Here is a 1,863-nt window from a genome sequence, read left to right as displayed (position 1 = left end):
TGGCTCAGGTGCAGGCCGGAGACCAACCCCCAGAACGCGGCGTCGGACGCGTCCAGCCCAGCCACGGGGCCCGCGTCCTCCGCGGCGGACACGGACGGCGGCGCCGCCGGGGGCTCTTCGGGCGTGTCGACGCCGTCCTCGGCGGCCGGGGCCTCGGCGGGGTCCGCCTCGGCGGGGCGCACGTCCGCGCGTCGGCCCTCGAGCAGGGCGACGACGTCCCTGACCAGCCCGCGCAGCAGGCGCACCTCCGGCAGCTCCAGCTGCGCCGTGTACCCCCGCCGCGTCCAGCGGAACCGTTCTGCCATGCCCCTCCTCAGTCCTCCGCCTGCTCGAGCGTGGCCCACAGCCCGTAGCCGTGCATCGCGCCCACGTGCAGCTCGGCCTTCTCCTTGGTGCCCGTCGCCACCACGGACCGGCCCCGCTCGTGGACCTCGAGCATGAGCCGCTGCGCCTTGGCCGCGGAGTAGCCGAAGTGCGTGCGGAACACGTAGGCGACGTAGCTCATCAGGTTCACCGGGTCGTTCCACACCACCACGTTCCACGGCCGGTCCCGGGCTGTGTCCTCGTGAGGCCGCTCCAGCAGGGCGGTGTCGGTGGCGCCGGCGGGGACGGACTCAGCCGGCGCCGGACGCACGGCGCGCGGCGCGGACGGATCGTGGCGGGTCAGCACGGACATGCGCCCCAGTGTACGAGGCGGGCGGGCCAGGACCGGCCCCGCCACGGTCCACTAGGGTGGGCGCGTGAGCCAGAACCCCGTGCCCAGCGCCCCGCGGACCGCCGACGACTGGCAGATCCCCACGGCGCTGATGACCGACCACTACGAGCTGACCATGCTCCAGGCCGCGCTGAAGGCCGGCACCGCGCACCGCCGCTCCCGCTTCGAGCTGTTCACCCGACGCCTGCCCAGCGGCCGCCGCTACGGCGTGGTGGCCGGCGTGGGCCGCGCGCTGGAGGGCCTGTCCCGCTTCCGGTTCGACACGCCCGAGCTCGACTTCCTCGCGGACACCACCGCCCTCGACGACGCCACGCTGGCCTGGCTCGCCGACTACGAGTTCACGGGCGACATCGTGGGCTACGCCGAGGGCGAGGCCTACTTCCCGCACTCCCCCCTCCTGCAGGTGGAGTCGACGTTCGCCGAGGCGTGCATCCTGGAGACCTACCTGCTCTCCATCTACAACTACGACTCCGCCGTGGCCTCCGCCGCCTCCCGCATGACGGCCGTCGCGGACGGCCGCCCGTGCGCCGAGATGGGCTCGCGCCGCACGCACGAGGAGTCCGCCGTGGCCGCCGCCCGCGCCGCGGCCATCGCGGGCTTCACCGCCACCTCGAACCTCGAGGCGGGCCGCCGGTACGGCATCCCGACCGTCGGCACCGCCGCCCACTCCTTCACCCTGCTGCACGACTCGGAGCGCGCCGCCTTCGAGGCCCAGGTCGCCGCGCTCGGGGCGGACACCACCCTCCTCGTGGACACGTATGACGTGGAGCAGGGCGTGCGCACCGCGGTCGAGGTGGCCGGCCCGGCCCTGCGGAACGTCCGGGTCGACTCCGGCGACCTCGTGATCCAGGCCCACCGCGTGCGCGAGCTGCTCGACGAGCTGGGCAACACCGAGACCGGGATCATGGTCACCTCGGACCTGGACGAGTACGCGATCGCCGCCCTGCGCTCCGCCCCCGTCAGCTCGTACGGCGTGGGCACGCGCCTGGTCACCGGGTCCGGCGCGCCCACCGCCTCCATGGTCTACAAGCTCGTGGCCCGCCAGGACGACGACGGCACGTGGGTGGACGTGGCCAAGGCCAGTTCCGGCAAGGCCAGCCGGGGCGGCCGCAAGGAGGCCGCGCGCCGCCGCGACCCGCGGGGCCGGG

Annotated in this window: 2 protein-coding genes and 1 pseudogene; 1 reads left to right on the top strand and 2 read right to left on the bottom strand. The window is 74.8% G+C overall.

What is annotated here, in order from left to right; translation table 11 throughout:
- A pseudogene (locus D8M29_RS11620) lies at positions 1-305 on the bottom strand (DUF2017 domain-containing protein); the annotation flags it as partial.
- 8 nt (positions 306-313) lie between these two features.
- Positions 314-676: an ATP-dependent Clp protease adapter ClpS gene (clpS, locus tag D8M29_RS11615; RefSeq protein WP_095347689.1), complete on the bottom strand. Its 363-nt coding sequence runs from the start codon at positions 674-676 to the stop codon at positions 314-316.
- Positions 677-740: 64 nt separating this feature from the next.
- Here clpS and D8M29_RS11610 point away from each other — a divergent pair.
- Positions 741-1,863, top strand: a 1,123-nt coding sequence (locus tag D8M29_RS11610; protein WP_127446000.1) for a nicotinate phosphoribosyltransferase, incomplete at its 3' end; no start/stop codon positions are given.

Origin of the sequence: Micrococcus sp. HSID17227 (assembly GCF_003989405.1) — a bacterium.
Lineage (GTDB): Bacteria > Actinomycetota > Actinomycetes > Actinomycetales > Micrococcaceae > Micrococcus > Micrococcus luteus.
Note: the sequence above shows the minus strand (reverse complement) of the source record. Positions and strands in the feature narration are given on the sequence as shown.

Coding starts and splice junctions, on each gene's coding strand:
- clpS (WP_095347689.1), bottom strand. CDS start 676: ATGTCCGTGCTGACCCGCCACGATCCGTCCGCGCCGCGCGCCGTGCGT.